At 66.7% G+C, this 17,889-nt stretch carries 11 protein-coding genes; 4 read left to right on the forward strand and 7 right to left on the reverse strand.

Annotation, left to right across the window (positions count from 1 at the left end):
- Window positions 1–31: 31 nt before the first annotated feature.
- Window positions 32–1,462, forward strand: a complete 1,431-nt coding sequence (locus tag NG696_RS16185) for a family 4 glycosyl hydrolase (protein ID WP_252576147.1) — start codon at window positions 32–34, stop codon at window positions 1,460–1,462.
- On the opposite strand, the gene NG696_RS16190 is transcribed toward NG696_RS16185, so the two are convergent.
- Window positions 1,459–1,983: a GNAT family N-acetyltransferase gene (locus tag NG696_RS16190; protein ID WP_308291982.1), complete on the reverse strand. Its 525-nt coding sequence runs from the start codon at window positions 1,981–1,983 to the stop codon at window positions 1,459–1,461. The two genes, NG696_RS16185 and NG696_RS16190, sit on opposite strands and share 4 nt — an antisense overlap.
- A gap of 119 nt (window positions 1,984–2,102) precedes the next feature.
- On the opposite strand from NG696_RS16190, the gene mshA reads away from it, so the two are divergent.
- From mshA to NG696_RS16205, 3 genes are all read left to right on the forward strand, one after another.
- Window positions 2,103–3,377: a D-inositol-3-phosphate glycosyltransferase gene (gene mshA / locus NG696_RS16195; protein ID WP_252567561.1), complete on the forward strand. Its 1,275-nt coding sequence runs from the start codon at window positions 2,103–2,105 to the stop codon at window positions 3,375–3,377.
- Window positions 3,378–3,465: 88 nt separating this feature from the next.
- The gene (locus NG696_RS16200) at window positions 3,466–5,154 is read left to right on the forward strand and encodes a formate--tetrahydrofolate ligase (protein ID WP_252576148.1); all 1,689 of its coding nucleotides are present in this window, start codon (window positions 3,466–3,468) and stop codon (window positions 5,152–5,154) included.
- Between the two features lie 148 nt (window positions 5,155–5,302).
- Window positions 5,303–6,262 (forward strand): DUF559 domain-containing protein, encoded by a 960-nt coding sequence (locus tag NG696_RS16205; RefSeq protein WP_252567565.1) that lies wholly within the window; start codon window positions 5,303–5,305, stop codon window positions 6,260–6,262.
- Window positions 6,263–6,378: 116 nt separating this feature from the next.
- Here NG696_RS16205 and NG696_RS16210 read toward each other — a convergent pair whose 3' ends face one another.
- The 6 genes from NG696_RS16210 to glgX all read right to left on the reverse strand — a co-directional run bounded on the left by NG696_RS16210 (window position 6,379) and on the right by glgX (window position 17,842).
- The gene (locus NG696_RS16210; protein WP_104062587.1) at window positions 6,379–7,464 is read right to left on the reverse strand and encodes an inositol-3-phosphate synthase; all 1,086 of its coding nucleotides are present in this window, start codon (window positions 7,462–7,464) and stop codon (window positions 6,379–6,381) included.
- A gap of 157 nt (window positions 7,465–7,621) precedes the next feature.
- The gene (gene mgrA / locus NG696_RS16215; RefSeq protein ID WP_252567567.1) at window positions 7,622–8,659 is read right to left on the reverse strand and encodes an L-glyceraldehyde 3-phosphate reductase; all 1,038 of its coding nucleotides are present in this window, start codon (window positions 8,657–8,659) and stop codon (window positions 7,622–7,624) included.
- 51 nt (window positions 8,660–8,710) lie between these two features.
- Complete coding sequence (locus NG696_RS16220; protein ID WP_252567569.1) at window positions 8,711–11,371, reverse strand: hypothetical protein; 2,661 nt, start codon at window positions 11,369–11,371, stop codon at window positions 8,711–8,713.
- 89 nt (window positions 11,372–11,460) lie between these two features.
- Complete coding sequence (gene treZ, locus NG696_RS16225; RefSeq protein ID WP_252576149.1) at window positions 11,461–13,251, reverse strand: malto-oligosyltrehalose trehalohydrolase; 1,791 nt, start codon at window positions 13,249–13,251, stop codon at window positions 11,461–11,463.
- Complete coding sequence (gene treY, locus NG696_RS16230; RefSeq protein WP_252576150.1) at window positions 13,248–15,590, reverse strand: malto-oligosyltrehalose synthase; 2,343 nt, start codon at window positions 15,588–15,590, stop codon at window positions 13,248–13,250. The genes treZ and treY overlap by 4 nt, the downstream gene beginning before the upstream one ends.
- Window positions 15,587–17,842 carry a glycogen debranching protein GlgX gene (glgX, locus tag NG696_RS16235; RefSeq protein ID WP_252576151.1) on the reverse strand — a complete coding sequence of 752 codons (2,256 nt, stop codon included), beginning with the start codon at window positions 17,840–17,842 and terminating at the stop codon, window positions 15,587–15,589. Before glgX ends, treY begins: the two co-directional genes overlap by 4 nt.
- Between the last annotated feature and the right edge of the window lie 47 nt (window positions 17,843–17,889).

The raw sequence follows: 17,889 nt of genomic DNA on the forward strand, positions 1-17,889 counted from the left end.
GCGCGCCCGGCGGCCCCCTAGACTGCTGACTATGCGGCTTATGATTGCCGGCGGCGGCGGATTCCGCGTTCCGCTTGTCTACCGGGCGCTGGCGTCCGGCGCGTTTGCGGGGCTGGTCAGCGAACTGGTGCTGTTCGACGTCGATCCCGCCCGCCTGAGCGCCATCACCGCGGTTCTGCGCGCCATGCCGGAATCCGACGGCGGCCCTCACTCCGGCCCGAACGCAGGTGTCCAGCCGCCCGCCGTGCGCACCACGACGTCCCTGCCGGAGGCCCTGGCGGGTACAGACCTGGTGTTCGCGGCCATCCGTCCCGGCGGCACGGCCGGCCGGATCAACGACGAACGCGTGGCCCAGGACCTTGGCCTGCTCGGCCAGGAAACCACCGGCGCGGGCGGCATTTCCTACGCCCTGCGCACCATCCCCGAGATGCTGCACCTGGCGCGGCAGATGGGGGAGTTCTGCCCGGACGCCTGGCTAATCAACTTCACCAACCCGGCCGGCATGGTCACCGAAGCCTTGCTGCCGGTCCTTGGCCGGCGGGTCATCGGGATCTGCGATTCCGCGGGCGGGCTGGTGCACCGGGCGGCCCGGGCGGCCGGCCTGCCGCTGCCGGACGGAACGCTCGACGGCGTGGGCTACTACGGGCTGAACCACCTGGGCTGGCTCCACCGGCTGGAGTCCGGCGGCGGGGATCTGCTGCCCGCGCTGCTGTCAGACGCCGCTGCCCTCAGCACCTTCGAGGAAGGCCGGCTCTTCCCGCAGCCGTTCCTCCAGGACCTTGGCGCCCTGCCCAACGAGTACCTCTATTACTATTACCAGCGGGACGGCGCCGTCGCGGCCATGCGCGCCATGGCCCAGACGCGTGGCGAGTCCATCCACCACCAGCAGGCGGAGCTGTACCCGCTGCTCGCCTCAGCCGGGGCGGATGCCTACACATTGTGGGACGCCGCCCGCCGCTCGCGGGAGGAAGGCTACCTCGCCGAGGCGCGGACCCACGGTGAGCAGCGCGACGAGGACGACCTCGCCGGCGGCGGCTACGAACGCGTCGCCCTGGCCGTGATGCGCGCGTTGGCGGGGGCCGGGGACGCCCAACTCATCCTCAATACACCCAACATGCTTCCGACCGGTACTGGCGGGGCGCCCGCCTCCGGAAGTACCACGCCGGAACCGGCCATTCCGGGACTGCCGGCGGACGCCGTCGTCGAGGTCCCCTGCACCGTAACGCCCGACGGCGCCGTGCCGCTTGCGCAGTCAGCCCCGGGACCGGAGCAACTCACCCTCCTCCAAAGGGTCAAGGAGGTGGAGCGGCTCGCTGTCCGGGCAGCGACGCACGGAGACCGGGCGGCCGCCGTCGACGCTTTCAGCCGGCATCCCCTGGTGGACTCCCCCGCTCTCGGTGCCAAGTTGCTGGCCGGCTACGAGCACGCCTTCCCTAGGCTGCGCGGGCTTTGGCGCGGCTAGAGCTTACGGTACATCACGTGCAGACCCACGTATCCGAGGGTCGGGTGATTGAACGCTTCGGGGATGGTGCCGAGTATTTCGAAGCCCATCCCCTGCCAGGCGGCCACCGCGCGGACGTTGCTTTCCACCACGGCGTTGAACTGCATGGCCCGGAAGCCAGCATCCCGTGCCGCGTCCAGGGAGTAGGCGCACAGTGCCCGTGCCACGCCTTTGCCACCGTGGCCGCCGTGGACCATGTAGCCGGCGTTGGCCACATGGCTGCCGGCGCCGCCCTGGTTGGGGTGCAGCTCGCCGGTGCCGATCACGCCGCCGTCGGCCGTCACTGCCACAAACGCCTGGCCGGGGGCGTCCTTGAACCAGCGGGCCCGGGCGTCGGCCTCTGTTGTGTCCTGGTCCCAGGTGAATGTCTCGCCGGACCGGATGACCGGCTCCAGCACCGCCCACATGCCGGGCCAGTCGGCGGCCGTGGCGGGGCGGATCGAGAATTCTGCGGAACTGGGCGGATTTGTTGCTGCATTCACACGCGCCACGTTAGCAGCCGGCCAAGTACCGGGAGGCCGCCCGGGAGGGGCTGGAGTAGTGTTTTACCGAGTGGGCAACAGCGGGGCCCGCGCCGCGCCAGGGCTGGGAAGGAGAAGCCATGACATTGATCCGCAGGGTCGCTTTACTCTCCCTCCACACCTCCCCCATGGAGCAGCCAGGCTCCGGCGACGCCGGCGGGATGAACGTCTACATCCGGGAGCTGGCCTCGGCGCTGGCCGAGACCGGAGTGGAGGTGGAGATCTTCACGCGCTCCACGTCAGCCAAGCAGGCCGCCGTCGAACATCCGGACCCCGGCGTGTGCGTCCACAACGTTCTGGCCGGCCCGCCGCGGAAGATCCCCAAGGAAGAACTGCCGGCGCTGCTCCACAGCATGGTGGCGGAGATCGACCAGATCCGACAGCGCCAGCCGCACGGCCGCTACGACGTCATCCATTCGCACTACTGGGTGTCCGGGATCGCCGGCCTGGAGCTCTCGGAGCTCTGGGGTGTGCCGCTCGTCCACACCATGCACACGATGGCCAAGGTCAAGAACCTCCTGCTGGAGTCCGGCGAACAGCCCGAGCCGCGGCGGCGAGAGGAGGGCGAGCACCGGATCGTCGACGGCGCCGCCCGCCTGATCGCCAACACCACCGCCGAAGCCGAAGAGCTGGTGTCCCACTACGGTGCCGATTACGACCGCATCGATGTGGCACCGCCGGGCGTTGACCTCAGCACGTTCACACCCGCGTTCCGCGCGCGGTCCCGGGCAGAGCGGGGAGTTTCACCGGAGACGTTCCACCTGGTGTTCGCCGGCCGGATCCAGCGGCTTAAGGGCCCGCAGGTCCTGCTCAAGGCCGCGGCCCTGCTCCGCGCCCGGCGGCCCGAGATCGACCTCCGGCTCACCATCCTGGGCGCCCTCAGCGGCAACAAGGACTTCAACCTCCGGCACCTGATCGCAGAGTCCGGAATGGACGACGTCGTCACGCACCTTCCCCCGGTCATCGCGGCTGACCTGGCGTCCTGGTTCCGGGCGGCCGACGTTGTGGTGATGCCGTCCTACAGCGAATCGTTCGGGCTGGTGGCCATCGAGGCGCAGGCCTGCGGGACACCCGTGGTGGGCACCCGGGTGGGCGGACTGTCCCGCGCCATCTGCCATGGCCGGACCGGGCTGCTGGTGGACGGGCACCACGCCTCGGACTGGGCGGACGCGCTCGAAGCCATGTACGACGATCCGGACACCCGCGCCGATATGGGGCGGGCCGCGGCCATCCGGGCGGAGAACCTCGGGTGGAACCGCACTGCCGCCATCACGCTTGAGACCTACCACGCCGCTGTCGAACAGCAGCTGGCCAGCAGGCTGATCCCCGCTTCCCCAACCCTCTCTCACCTTTGAACCGTTTCCCCCCAACCCTCTCTCACCTTTGAACCGTCGGCTGATAGATTGTCGCGCACAGTGTTCCGCACAGAGCCAAAGGACATCGATGTCTGAAAACAAGGTCCTCACCGATCTTGAGATCGCGCAAAAGGCCGCCATCCTGCCCATCGGGGAGATCGCGGAGCAGGCCGGTATCAATGCCGATGCCGTGGAGCCGTACGGACGGTACAAGGCGAAAATCGACCCCGCCCGGCTGCGGCTCCCCGCGGGAAAGACCGCCGGGAAAGTGGTCCTCGTCTCGGCAATGTCCCCCACCCCGGCCGGCGAGGGGAAGTCCACCACCACGGTGGGTCTGGCCGATTCCCTGGCACGGGCGGGCCACAAGGTCATGATCGCGCTGCGCGAACCGTCCCTGGGCCCCATCCTGGGCATGAAGGGCGGTGCGGCGGGCGGCGGCTATTCCCAGGTCCTGCCCATGGACGAGATCAACCTGCACTTCACCGGCGACTTCCACGCGATCACCTCGGCTAACAACGCGCTCATGGCCCTCGTGGACAACCACATTTTCCAGGGGAATGAGCTCAACATCGATCCGCGGCGCATGACGTTCAAGCGGGTCCTGGACATGAACGACCGCTCGCTGCGCGAGGTGATCATCGGCCTCGGCGGACCGGCGCAGGGCGTGCCGCGCCAGGACAGTTTCGACATCACAGCGGCCTCCGAGATCATGGCCGTCTTCTGCCTGGCCACGGACCTGGACGATCTGCGCGAGCGCATGGGCCGCATCACTGTGGGCTACAGCTACGACCGCCAGCCGGTCACGGTGGCGGATCTGGGTGTCCATGGCGCGCTGACCATGCTGCTCAAGGATGCCCTCAAGCCCAACCTCGTCCAGTCCATCGCCGGAACGCCGGCCCTGGTCCACGGCGGCCCATTCGCGAACATCGCGCACGGCTGCAACTCCCTCATCGCCACCCGCACAGCGCAGCAGCTGGCCGACATCGTGGTCACGGAAGCCGGCTTCGGCGCGGACCTTGGCGCCGAAAAGTACATGGACATCAAGGCGCGCATCGCTGACGTGGCGCCATCCGCCGTCGTAGTTGTGGCAACCATCCGCGCGCTCAAGATGCACGGCGGCGTCCCGAAGGACCAGCTAAAGGAGCCGAACGTCGAGGCGCTCGCCGCCGGCGTCGGGAACCTGAAGCGGCACGTGCACAACGTCGAGAAGTTCGGCATCGTGCCGGTGGTGGCCATCAACAAGTTCGCCACAGACACGCCTGAGGAGCTGCAGTGGCTGCTCGCCTGGTGCGCCCAGGAGGGTGTGCAGGCCGCGGTCGCCGACGTCTGGGGCCGGGGCGGAGGTGGCGACGGCGGCGATAAGCTCGCGGCGAAGGTCGCCGCCGTCGTGGCAGCGCCGTCGGACTTCCGGCATCTGTATCCGCTGAACCTGTCGGTGGAGGACAAGATCCGGACGATCGTGCAGGAGATCTACGGGGCAGACGGCGTGGAATTCTCGGTGCCGGCACTCAAAAGGCTGGCCGACATTGAGAAGAACGGCTGGGGCGGAATGCCCGTGTGCATGGCGAAGACGCAGTATTCCTTCACCGACGACGCCTCGCAACTGGGCGCACCCAAGGGCTTCACCATCCACGTCCGCGACCTCATTCCCAAGACTGGCGCCGGCTTCATCGTGGCCCTGACCGGTGCCGTCATGACCATGCCCGGCCTGCCCAAAGAGCCCGCCGCGATGCGCATGGACGTCGACGCGCACGGCAACCCGGTCGGCCTCTTCTGACCTATCCCTCTCCCCCACCCCGGACGCTCTCTCACATATGGCGGGTTTCCATCGAACCCTCTCTCACCTTTGGGGCCTTTCCAGGCAACGCTCTCTCACCTGTGGATAACTTCTGCGGGCACCGGCCACTCTGAGGAACAATGCCGGTATGCACACGCAGACTGCGCTTCCCACCACATTGGCATCCGGCCCGTTCACACTCACGGACGCCACAGCAGAAGGCGTCCCTCGGAATCGTCTCCTCCGGCCCGACGTCGCGCATGTCAGCCGCGGACTGTACCGTCCCGCAGACTGGGATTTCGAACTTGAGGCTGCCGCCCGTGCGCTCTCGGCAGCCACTCCGGGTGCCTGGATCTCGCACGTGACGGCGGCACGCCTTCGCAGCTCGTGCCTTCCACCGTGGCTCTCCGACTCCACGGAACTGCATCTCAGCAAACCGCGGTCCTTGCCGAGCGTTCGCCGCAAAGGCGTGATCGGGCATACCGTGACCGCGGCTGATGACGAGGTCGAATCGGCTGACGGAATCCGCATCAGCACGCGGCCACGCACGTGGCTGGACATGGCCCGCGTGCTGCCGTTGAAGGACCTCGTCTGCCTCGGTGATGAGTTGATCCGGCTGCCCCGGCAGGAGTTTGAAGGCCGCGACGCACCATTTGCCACCGTTGAGAAGCTGCGCGCCCTGACGGATCTGCACAAAAACCTGCAGGGAATCGTCCGCGCCCGCGAAGCCCTGGAACTCATGCGCGTGGGAGCGGATTCCGGCCCGGAGACCCTGCTCCGGCTGGCAATGCTTGACGCCGGGGTCCCCGAGCCCCAGCTTCAGCTCAGGCTGCGCGAGGCAGACCCGCTGTCGCCGTCGGCGGATCTGGGATACCGCCATCGGCGCGTGGCCATCCAGTACGACGGCGGCCATCACCTCGTGCCCAAACAGCGGCTCAGCGATCGGCGACGGGACAAAGCCTTTGAAGCCGCTGGCTGGACGGTCCTCATTTTCGATAAGGATCATCTGGCCGACGGATTCGAACGCGCCGTCAGGATGATCAAAAGGGAGCTGCGGTCCGCCTGGGTGGATCCCGCCGTCGTGTCCGGCTTTTCGCGCTCGATGTAGTGAGAGAGCGTCCGTCAGAAACGCCCCAAAAGTGAGAGAGCGTCGCAAGGGGCGTTAAACGCCGGACGCTCCCCCACCAAAGTGAGAGAGCGTCCGCAATGCAGGGTGTCGCGGGGTCAGCGCTCGAGGTCTCCGCGGATGAAGGCCTCGACCTTTTCACGGGCGAGGTCGTCGTTGAACTGCTCCGGCGGGGACTTCATGAAGTAGCTCGAGGCGGAGAGCAGCGGGCCGCCGATGCCGCGGTCCAGGCCGATCTTGGCTGCGCGGATGGCGTCGATGATCACGCCTGCGGAGTTGGGTGAGTCCCAGACTTCGAGCTTGTATTCCAGCGACACGGGGGCGTCACCGAAGTTGCGGCCCTCAAGGCGGACGAAGGCCCATTTGCGGTCGTCGAGCCACTGGACGTAGTCGGACGGGCCGATGTGGACGTTGCGCGGCGCAATGTCGGCTTCGACGTTGGAGGTCACGGCCTGGGTCTTGGAGATCTTCTTGGACTCCAGGCGGTCGCGCTCCAGCATGTTCTTGAAGTCCATGTTGCCGCCGACGTTCAGCTGGTACGTGCGGTCCAGCGTGACGCCGCGGTCCTCGAAGAGCTTGGCCATAACGCGGTGCGTGATGGTTGCACCGATCTGGCTCTTGATGTCGTCGCCCACGATCGGGACACCGGCGGCGGTGAACTTGTCGGCCCATTCCTTGGTGCCGGCGATGAACACGGGGAGGGCGTTGACGAACGCCACGCCGGCGTCGATGGCAGCCTGCGCGTAGAAGTGCGCAGCATCCTCGGAACCAACCGGGAGGTAGCAGACCATAACGTCTGCCTTGGACTCGCGGAGCGCGGCGACGATGTCAACGGGCTCTTCAGCGGACTGTTCGATGGTCTCGAGGTAATACTTGCCGAGGCCGTCGAGGGTGTGGCCGCGCTGGACGGTCACGCCGGTCGGGGGAACCTCGGCGATCTTGATGGTGTTGTTCTCGCTGGCCAGAATGGCGTCGGCGAGGTCCACGCCCACCTTCTTGCCGTCAACATCAAAAGCGGCAACAAACTGGACATCGTTGACGTGGTACTTGCCGAACTCCACGTGCATCAGACCCGGGATCGTGGCCTGGGGATCGGCATCACGGTAATACTGCACGCCCTGGACGAGCGAGGCGGCGCAGTTACCCACACCAACGATGGCAACACGAATCGGATTTGCAGACACGGAACTCCTTTGAAGACAACTTCAGCCGCCAGAACGGTCAGTACCGGAAAGTACGACGGCGGCACGCTGGCAGTGCGCCATTCGGCGCCATTTCATCTTACCCAACCAAGCGGGGGCCGGGATTGTTCCCGGCCCCCACCAGAGAAGCATTACGTGGTTACTCTTGCTTCCACAGGTTGATGTCCGACTCGACGGCGAACTCGTCGATGGCAGTGACCTCGTCGGCGGTGAAGTCCAGGTTGTTGATGGCGGACAGGGTGTCTTCCAGCTGCCGGACGCTGGAAGCGCCGACGAGTGCAGAAGTCACCGAGGAGCCCTTGCCCTGCTCGCGGAGGATCCAGCCGATCGCCATTTGCGCCAGCGTCTGGCCCCGGCCCTCAGCGATCCGGTTGAGCCCGCGCACGCGGTCCAGGTTCTCCGGAGTGATCATGGCTTCGTCCAGTGACTTTTGCTGCGCTGCCCGGGAATCCGCGGGCACGCCGTTGAGGTAGCGTCCCGTGAGCATCCCCTGGGCCAGCGGCGAGAAGGCGATGCAGCCGGCGCCCACCTCCTCCAAGGCCTCGTAGAGGTTGGGGCTGCCGTTCTCGGTCCAGCGGTTAAGCATGGAGTAGCTTGGCTGGTGAATCAGCAGCGGCGTGCCCAGTTCCTTCAGGATCCGCGCGGCCTCGAGGGTCTGCTGCGGGGTGTAGGACGAGATGCCCGCATACAGTGCCTTGCCCGAGCGGACTGCGTGGTCCAGCGCGCCCATGGTCTCTTCCATCGGCGTTTCCGGGTCCGGGCGGTGGCTGTAGAAGATGTCCACGTAGTCCAGGCCCATGCGCTCCAGGGACTGGTCCAGGCTGGCCAGCAGGTACTTGCGGGAGCCAAAGTTGCCGTACGGGCCCGGCCACATGTCGTAGCCGGCCTTGCTGGAGATGATGAGTTCGTCGCGGTACGGCTTGAAGTCGTCCTTGAAGTGGCGGCCGAAGTTGGTCTCGGCGGCGCCGTAGGGCGGTCCGTAGTTGTTCGCGAGGTCGAAGTGGGTGACGCCCAGATCGAAGGCGCGGCGCAGGATGGCGCGCTGCACTTCGAAGGGCTTGTCGTCGCCGAAGTTGTGCCACAGTCCCAGGGAAATGGCCGGCAGTTTCAGTCCGCTGCGTCCGACGCGGCGGTAGGGCATGGATTCATAGCGGTCTTCCGCGGCTGAATAAGTCATACATACCATCCTGCCATCTGTGACGCGCGCTACAGACCGCAAGGCCCCGGGTTACGGCCTCGGGGCCGGCAGGGAATTGACGACGGCGGCAATCGCCTCGTCGTATTGGGGCGCCTGCAGGTAGTCGCTGTGGCTGACCACGAGGAACTGGTACGTGAACGGATCCATCTCCTGCGCGTAGCGGTCCGGAATGCTCCCCACGTTCTCGGCACCTCCCGGACCCTGATAGAGGACCGGGAAACCGAGGTAATCGGTCTTGCGGTAGAGGTTCACCCAGCGATTCGGGCCGGCCCCGAGGACGTGGCTGAGATTCACGTCGAACTGAACCGTCGGCTCGCCCGTGACAACGCGCTCATCGTCCGGACTTCCGGCGGCGGTGAGTTTTGTCCGGCCCACCGGTGCTGTGGCGAGCACGGCCGGCCCCAGGAGTTCCGGAAAGAACCGGCCAAAATAGGACCTCAGCTGCGTGCCGTAGGTCAGCAAGCCGATCCTGTTAAACGGCAGGTCAGGCCGCGTTGACTTTAGATGGAACAGCGCACTGACGGCGATCACCGCGCCCAGGCTGTGCGCCGAGATCGCCACCATGCCGGTTTTGGCGGCCGGCGCGCCGTCCATGCCATCCAGCCACGCCGCGATCCTGGCGGCAAATTCCGGGACCGCCCGCTCGCCGTAGCTGGGGGGACCGAACGGGTGGGCGGTCTTGGGCATAAAGCACATCAGATCCCAGAGGAGTGCCAGCGGCCGGGAGTTCGGTTTGGCCGACATCACGGCCAGCGCAACAATCGTGGCGCCAGCCGCAGCCAGGCCCAGGGCTCCCATGCTTTCGATCAGCCGGTAAAGTCCCGCCGCAGGGCCGGCATTCCACCAGTCCTTGAAGGTGCCCAGAATCAAGGCTGACAGCAGCCCCAGGAAAATGAGGATGGCCAGCAGCGACACCACGGCCTCCGCCCGGTGAGCCAGGGAAGCGGTCCGCCGGGCAGCCACCAGTTTGCGGCCCGCCGCTTCCTGCTGCGGCAAGGGCGGAGCGGCAGAGTAGGCGGAGAGCAACTCAGACACTGCGGCTTCCTGCGTGTTCCACGTCATCGAACGCACGGCCCGCCACGTGCACAATCCCCACGCGACAGCGCCCGCGACGATCACTCCCAGCAGCAGCCCGCTGAAGAGCGAAAACACCGACGGCGGCATCAGGACGTCACCGGCCATGGACCCGTATCGCCACATCCCGTCAGCCGTGGCAGCCCGCCGTTCGAGGTTGCGCTGGAGTACGGTGGCGGCAGCCCCCACAATTGCGCAGCTCAGAATGGTTGCCGCTCCCAGAGCAAGGGTGGAGAAGACCGCCGAGCCCTTGCCATGCCAGCCGAGAGTCCGTTTGTCGTAGCCCTCCCTTCGGAGCTGGCTCATGGTGAGGATCAGCACCAGCATCACGAACATGAGCCCGGCCGGGGCCGTGCCCAGGCCCAGCATTCGCGTCGCGCCCGGGACCTCGCCGTCGGGAGCACCTGAGAGAACGGCTGCCAGCCCGGCCGCAAGGACGCTGATGATGGCTCCGCCGGAAATCCAACCCATCAATGATGATCCGTCCCGGGACGGCATGTCCGGATTGTCCGGGGACTTCCGGACCGTCTCAATCCCCGCCAGCACCACCGCGCCGGCCGCGACCAGCCACGCGAAGGCCATCGCGATGCCAGTCAGGTCGATTCGCCCGGGCGCCATGCTAAGGGCGCACTCCGTGAAGAACGTGCCCAGGCTTCCACAGGCAATGCCGTCGATCCGTGTCCAGAGCCCGTCCCAGGCGATGATGGCGCCAACCGCGGCCAGCGCCGCCCACACGTGCAGCCACCCGTTATAGCGGATCTCCTTCCGCGCTTCCCACAGATTCCGGATCATCAGTGTGGGGAGCGCTGATATTTCCTCGGCACCCGCGCCGGCCGCCTCCTGGGCAGCGGTGCCCAGATTCGGTCTGGGGTGGAACCGGGTCCGCGCCAAGTAGGCGATGGCTGCCAGGACGGCCACCGACACAATGGGAATCAGGGCGAACACCACGATGCGCTGGCCGCGGGTCCAGCCGGCCAGCCCGTCCAGGAACGCCGGCAGCGCAGAGCAGACGCGGCGTTCCTGGCCCGGAACGTCGGCCGGAAAGCATTGGACGGCGATGAGGTCCATCGAGACCACGGCCGCCGTCACCACAAAGTAGAGGGTCAGAACCAGCGCGAAGAGCCTGATCCGTCCCGCGCCGTCGCGCCCGTGCCCTACTCCGTCGGCGTAGTCGATGCGCGGTTCCGCCTGCCCGGACGCCGGATCGGTAACCACCTGCTGCTTAACGGCCGGCAGGGGCCGGCTCCAGTACGCGGCGTTGGTCAGTCCGAACGGCATCAGCAGGAACCAGGCCGTCCGGACTGCGGCGTCGGCGACCTTCCCGGCCATTCCTACTCCAGTGAAGCGAGCCAGCCGCCCCCACGAATACGCCTCCACCACCCGAGGGCTGCCACCGTTTGCCGCGGCACCGGCACCGGAGTCCACGACGGCGCCCGCCCCGACTTTGGCCCGGTAGAAGCCGGCAAGCTCATCACCCCAGGACAGCTCGACGTCGTCGGGCTTGAGTGACCGCTTCCCCGATCGGAGGAGCTCATGGGGCGGGGTATTGCGGATGCCATGGATCCGGAGTTCGAGCGTGGCAGGAACCTTCGGCGCATTTTCCGCTGGGTCACCCATAACGGCCTCCATCGCCCGTACACCACCGAGCCGCCCATCACGGCTGGTCAGTACGCGAATAGTACGCCCGCGTCACTCCAGTGTCTACGTTAACTCGAGGCTACTTCTGCCCCTGTAGTAAGAACCGCCCCACTGTGTCCTGCCAGCACCAACGAATCGCCGTCGAGCAGGGTGGTCCCGTCCGTCGACAGCAGCACCGTGCCCCCCACACCGTCCAGCCGCACCGGCGATGCCGAGAAGTTCAGCAGCACCTCCACCGACCCGCGCCGGAAGCGCAACCAGCCGGCGTCGTCGTCGAACATCACGTCCATTTCCGCGAACCCCAGGCCGGCCAGTTCGGGGTAAGCGCGCCGCAACGCGGTCAGCGCGCGGTACAGCGACAGGAGTCGCGCGTGGTCACCGTCCGCGGCTTCGGCCCAGTTGAGCTTGGATCGCCGGAACGTTTCGGGATCCTGCGGATCGGGGACGACGGCGGGATCCCACCCCATGCGCTCGAACTCGCGGATCCTGCCCTCCGCCGTCGCCTTGCCCAGCTCCGGCTCGGGGTGCGAGGTGAAGAACTGCCACGGCGTGGAGGCACCGAATTCCTCGCCCATAAACAGCATGGGCGTAAACGGCGAGGTCAGCGTCAGCACAGCGGTCACGGCCAGCGGACCGTACGGCAGGGACTGGGACAGCCTGTCCCCGATGGCCCGGTTGCCGATCTGGTCGTGGTTCTGGCTGCACACCACCAGGGCCGCGGGGTGGACCAGCGAGGTGTTGATGGGCCGGCCATGATGGCGTCCGCGGAAGCTGGAGTAGCTGCCGTCGTGCAGGAATCCGTCCTTGAGGACCTTGGCCAGCACGCCGAGCGACGCGAAGTCGCCGTAATACCCCGCGGTCTCCCCGCTGACATTGACGTGCACCGCGTGGTGGAAGTCGTCGCTCCACTGCCCGGCGAGGCCGTAGCCGTTGGCATCGCGGGGGTAGATCAGCCGCGGATTGTTGAGGTCCGATTCGGCGATGAGGGTCTTGGGCAGCCCCGTCTCCGCGGAGATGGCATCGCCCAGCGCGCCGAGCTCCTCCAGGAGGTGCACGGCGCGCTCGTCACGGAGTGCATGGACGGCATCCAGGCGCAGCCCGTCCACGTGATAATCGCGCAGCCACAGCGCGGCGTTGTCCAGGATGTATTCACGGACGACGTCGGACCCCGGGCCATCGAGGTTGACCGAATCGCCCCACGTGTTGGCGTCGCCCTGCTTGAGGTACGGGCCGAACCTCGCCAGGTAGTTCCCGCTGGGCCCGAGGTGGTTGTAGACAACGTCCTGGATGACGCCCATCCCGGCTGCGTGGGCGGCGTCCACAAAACGCTGGTAGGCCGCAGGACCGCCGTAGCCTTCGTGGACCGCGAACCACTGGACACCGTCGTAGCCCCAGTTGTGGGTGCCGTTGAACCCGTTGACCGGCAGCAGCTCCACAAAATCGATGCCGAGGTCCGCGAGGTAGCCGAGTTTGTCCGTGGCTGCATCGAGTGTTCCCGCGGGCGTGAAGGTTCCCACGTGGAGTTCGTAGATGACCGAGCCGCGCAGTTCCTTCCCCTGCCAGCCGGCGTCCTGCCAGGCGTAGGAGGCGGGATCGTACGTGCGGGACAGCGCGTGGACGCCGTCCGGGAGGCGGCGGGACCGGGGGTCGGGCAACGGGTGGGCGTCGCCGTCGAGCAGGTAGCCGTAATCCACGTCGGCGTCAGCCGGCGCGTCCGGCGCGGACCACCAGCCATCCGCGCCGGGGGCTCCCGCCACCTGCTTCATGGGGTAGTGGTGCCCGTTGGCGAGCAGCGAGACGGCCGAGGCGTCCGGGGCCCATACGTCGAACCGGCCGGAACCGTGGTGCGTCAGGCTCATGCGTTGTCTCCGTTCACGGGCGCGAGCAGCGCCACAGGGTATTGCTGGAGGATGCCGGCCACCGGCACCGGGCCGGGGCCGTGCGTCCGTCCCGTGAGTTCGTCCCGCATGGCGGTGGAAAGTTCGACGGCGGTATCCCGCCACCCGCCAGCGCGTTCCAGTCCGACGGGAAGCCGCGTCGCAAGGGTCAACGCACCGGGCGCGCCGCCAGTTCTGCTGCCGTCCGCCCCGCGGTCGAAGGCCACCAGGTGGTCCGCCGCAGCGTGGGAAGCCAGAACGGGCCGGTAGCCCTGGAAGAGGTCCGGCCGGTTCCGGCGGAGCCGGAGCGCCCGGGAGGTCACCAGCAGTTTGGTGGCCTCGTCCCGAAAGTCCGCCGGACTCGTGCCGGCATCCAGTGCGGCCAGGGCGGTTTCGCGGCGTTCGAAGTCAAATGCCCGCCTATTGTCCGGATCCGCCAACGAGCGGTCCCAGAATTCGGTGCCCTGGTAGACGTCCGGCACTCCCGGCATGGTCAGCTGGAGCAGCTTCAGGGACAGCGAGTTGGCGGCGGCAAACCGATCCGTCCTGGCGACGAAGTCCTCGATCACCGTGGCGACCCGAGCGTCGTCGAACACTGCATCCACCGCTGCCTTGACCCGTGATTCGAACTCCTCGTCCGGATCCGTCCAGGTGGTGGAGTTGGCTGCTTCCCGCGCAGCCTTCTCAGCATAGGCCTGCAGGCGCTCCCGCGACGCTGGCCACGCACCGATGACCGCCTGCCACAGCAGGTTCTCGAACGGGCCGTCGGGCACCGGGGCTAGCCCGCGAAGGGTGTCCAAAGTCGCTGCCCACTGGTCCGGCAGCTCGGCGATGACGGAGATCCGTGCCCGCGTGTCCTCGCTGCGTTTGGTGTCGTGGGTGGTCAACGTGGTCATGGACAGCGGCAAAGACTCCTGGCGCTCGGCCATCCGCCGGTGGAATTCGTCCAGGGCGAGCGAGAAGTGGGACGGGTCCGCTCCCACTTCGGTCAGTGTCCCCAGCCGGGTGTAGCGGTAGAACGCCGTATCCTCAACGCCCTTGGCCATCACCATGCCGGACGTCTGCTGGAAACGTCGGCCCAGTTCAGTCTCGGGCTTCAGCAGCAGGGGCAGCAGCGCGTCCAGCACGTCGGCCAGGTCAGGGCGCTGGCGAGCCGCAGCCGCGCATGCCTCGCGCAGCACTTCCTCACCCGTGGGCAGGTACGTGCGGTACACGGGGAAGGCCGCGATGACCTGCGCCAGGGCATCCGCTGCGACGTCCTCGGACAGACTCGCGGAAGCGGGAACAAGGCGTGCCAGCCGCAGGATCTCGGACCGCAGCATGCCGTCCGCCACGGCACGCTTGGTCCCCAGGATCATGGCCGCATAGTCCGCAGGCTCGCCGGAGCGCAGCTGTGCATCAAGTGCGTCCAACGCAGCCTCGCCGGCCGGGTCCACCAGCAGGCGGTCCAGGTCGGCCAGGGCGTCGTAGCCGGTTGTGCCTTCGCAGGCGAATTCCGCCGGCAGCTCCTCCCCCGGCTCCAGGATCTTCTCCACCAGGACGTAGGCTCCGCCGCTGAGGTCCTTAAGCCAGCGAAGGTACCCGGCAGGATCCGCCAGGCCGTCCGGGTGGTCCACACGCAGCCCGTCAACCAAGCCGTCGTCGAACCAGCGCTTCACCTCGGCATGGGCCTGGTCGAAGACCCAGCGGTCCTCCACCCGGATGCCCGCCAGGGTGTTGACCGCGAAGAACCGCCGGTAGTTCAGCTCGCTGTCCGCCCGGCGCCAGGAGACGAGCTCGTAATGCTGCCGGTCATGCACAGCCCGCGGAGAGTCGCCGTCGGAGTATGAACCTGCGGCCAACGGAAAGCGGTGGCCGTAATAGCGGAGCTCGCCATCTGCAACCTCCAGAAGTCCAAGGTCATCGTCGCTGCCCAGGACGGGGATCCGGATCCGGCCGGCACCAAGGTCCCAGTCGACGTCGAACGCTTCCGCGTAAGGCGAGCCGCGCCCCTCCTGCAGCAGCGACCACCACCACGGGTTCTGCGCCGGCGAGGCCACGCCCACATGGTTGGGGACGATGTCCACCAGCACGCCCATGCCATGCTCCCGCGCGGCTGAAGAGAGTGCCAGCAGGCCTTCCGGGCCGCCCCGCTCCGGGTCCACCAACGACGGATCCGTCACGTCATAGCCGTGATCGGACCCACGCTCCGCCGTCAGGATCGGAGACAGGTAGACCCAATCAACACCTAATGACTTCAGGTAAGGAACGGTAGCAGCAGCATCAAAGAGCGTGAAACTGCTGCGGATCTGGAGCCGGTAGGTGGACGCCGGTGTCTTCACTTTGCCTGGTCTTTCGGTTTGCTGACCTTTTTCGTTTTCTTGGGCTCGGGCACGGTGGGCGTACTGAGGGCCTCAGTTTCACTGGTGCTGGTCTGCGTCAGGGCAGCCAGCGATGCAGCTACTGAGTGGTCCGGCTCCGCTTCCTGCATCATGTGCGCTCTGAGGACCACCAGTGACTTGGCATCCACAGGAAGGGTCTGGCCGGCTTTCACCGGAGCAGTGTCCGCGTTATGCCCGGCGGTGTCGATGATGATGTCCCACGCCGGTGCGTACTCGTCGTTTGGAAGGGTGAAGTCCACCATGTCGTCGTGCGCGTTGAAGTACAGCACGAAGTTCACGTCGGTAATCCGGCGGCCTCGGGCGTCCTTGCCCTGGATGCCGTCGCCGTTGAGGAATACACCTACCGAGCGGCCGAAACCGCTGTCCCAGTCCTCCGGCTTCATGGTGTCGCCGTCGAGGTCCAGCCATACGATGTCCGGCAGCCGCTCACCTTCGCCTCTGCGGACAGGGCGGCCGTCGAAGAACCTGCTCCGGCGGAAGGTGGGGTGCTTGGCGCGGAGCGCGTTGACGGCGGCGGTGAATTCGACGAGCGGCTGGTCGATGTTCTCCCAGTTGATCCAGGTCAGTTCCGAATCCTGGCAGTAGCCGTTGTTGTTGCCCTGCTGGGTGCGGCCCAGTTCGTCACCGTGCAGCAGCATGGGCACACCCTGGGACAGCAGCAGCGAGGCGATGAAGTTCCGCTGCTGGCGGGCGCGCAGCCCCAGGACAGCCGGATCGTCGGTGGGGCCTTCGGCGCCGCAGTTCCAGGACCGGTTGTGGGATTCGCCGTCGTTGTTGTCCTCGCCGTTGGCGTCGTTGTGCTTCTCGTTGTAGGACACCAGGTCCGCCAGGGTGAAGCCGTCATGGGCGGTGACAAAGTTGATCGATGCCACGGGCCGGCGGCCCGAGTGCTCGTACAGGTCAGCGGACCCGGTGATGCGGGAGGCGAATTCGCCCAGGGTGGCCGGTTCACCGCGCCAGAAGTCGCGGACGGTGTCGCGGTACTGGCCGTTCCACTCCGTCCACTGCGGCGGGAAGTTGCCCACCTGGTAGCCGCCGGGACCCACATCCCAGGGCTCGGCGATGAGCTTGACCTGGGAAACCACCGGGTCCTGCTGGATGAGTTCGAAGAAGGTGGAGAGTTTGTCCACATCGTAGAACTCGCGCGCCAGGGTGGACGCGAGGTCGAAGCGGAAGCCGTCGACGTGCATTTCGGTGACCCAGTACCGCAAGGAATCCATGAGCAGCTGCAGCGAGTGCGGCTGGCGGACATTGAGCGAGTTGCCCGTGCCCGTGTAGTCCATGTAATGCTTCTCGTCGCCCTCCATGAGCCGGTAATAGGAGGCGTTGTCGATGCCCTTGAAGGAGAGCGTGGGGCCCAGGTGGTTGCCCTCGGCGGTGTGGTTGTAGACCACGTCCAGGATTACCTCGATGCCCGCACGGTGCAGGCTGCGGACCATGGCCTTGAAGTCCTGGACCTGCTGGCCCGTGTCGCCGGTGGAACTATAGGTGTTCTGCGGCGCGAAGAAGCCGATGGTGTTGTAGCCCCAGTAGTTGCTCAGGCCCTTGTCTTTCAAGGTGCCCTCGTTGACGAACTGGTGCACGGGCATCAGTTCGATGGCGGTGACGCCCAGCTTCTGCAGGTGCGAGATAACCGATGGGTGCGCAACGCCGGCATAGGTGCCCCGCTGCTCCTCGGGGATCTCGGGGTGGAGTTGGGTCAGGCCCTTGACGTGGGCCTCGTAAATGACCGACTTGTGATATGGAATGCGCAGGTTATGGTCGCCGTCCCAGTCGAAGAACGGGTTGATCACCACGCCCATCATCATGTGCGGCGCGGAGTCCTCATTGTTGATAGAGTCCGGCTCGCCCAGGTTGTAGGAGAAAAGTGCCGGCTCCCAGTCCATCTGCCCGTGCACGGCCTTGGCGTACGGGTCCAGGAGCAGTTTGTTGGGGTTGAAGCGGTTGCCGGAGTCCGGGTCGTAGGGCCCGTGGACGCGGTAGCCGTATTTCTGGCCGGGCTGGACCTGCGGGACGTAGCCGTGCCACACATAGCCGTCCACCTCATCGAGCCTGAACCGGGTTTCCACGCCGTCGTCATCGAAGAGGCACAGCTCCACCTTTTCGGCGCGTTCGCTGAACAAAGCGAAGTTCGTGCCGGTCCCGTCAAAAGTGGCGCCAAGCGGATATGCCGTTCCGGGCCAGATTTCCATGCGTGCTCCTCATCGTTGTTCGACAGCGGGTGTGTGGACACAAAACC

It is taken from the genome of Pseudarthrobacter cellobiosi, assembly GCF_023913755.1.
Classification (GTDB): Bacteria; Actinomycetota; Actinomycetes; order Actinomycetales; family Micrococcaceae; genus Arthrobacter; species Arthrobacter cellobiosi.